Source organism: Collinsella aerofaciens, assembly GCF_032584215.1.
In the GTDB taxonomy this organism is placed as follows: Bacteria; Actinomycetota; Coriobacteriia; order Coriobacteriales; family Coriobacteriaceae; genus Collinsella.
On the sequence record NZ_JAWHPN010000124.1, the window covers coordinates 1 to 456 of the forward strand.

1 protein-coding gene is annotated in these 456 nt (G+C 58.6%); it reads left to right on the forward strand.

Features of this window, described 5'->3' with window-relative positions; genetic code table 11:
- On the forward strand, positions 1-456 hold a 456-nt coding region (locus RX395_RS10060; protein WP_316367367.1), incomplete at both ends, for an AAA family ATPase.

A 456-nucleotide genomic window follows, 5' to 3' on the forward strand; every position in this document is an offset into this window, starting at 1 on the left:
TTATCAACCTGTTCCGCGCCGGCATCACCGGCACCAACCAGTTTGAGCGGCTGATGTCCAAACAGGCCGATGAGGAGGCTCTGTTTGGGCGTCTGGACCTCTCCAGCTTGATCCCCGGCGGAGTGCCGGAGGAGGTGTTGGAGAAAGACCAGCACTATCAGGAGCTGCGCCGGAAGCTGGAGACAGAACTTCAGACCGGTGGGCCGAACAGCGCAAGTCAACTCGCGGACCTGACCGCGGAGATGGAACAGTACCGTAAGGCGCTCGCTGAGCTGCACAGCGGCGAGCCCCGGATCATCACCAAAGGAAAGCTGCCGGACAGCCATATTGTCTTTTTAGACGAGATTTTTAAGGCGTCCGACGGTATCCTCAACGCCCTCCTGACCGCGCTCAACGAGCGCCGGTACACCAATGAGGGCAAAACCAGCCACATCACAACGAACTCTTTCTTTACCG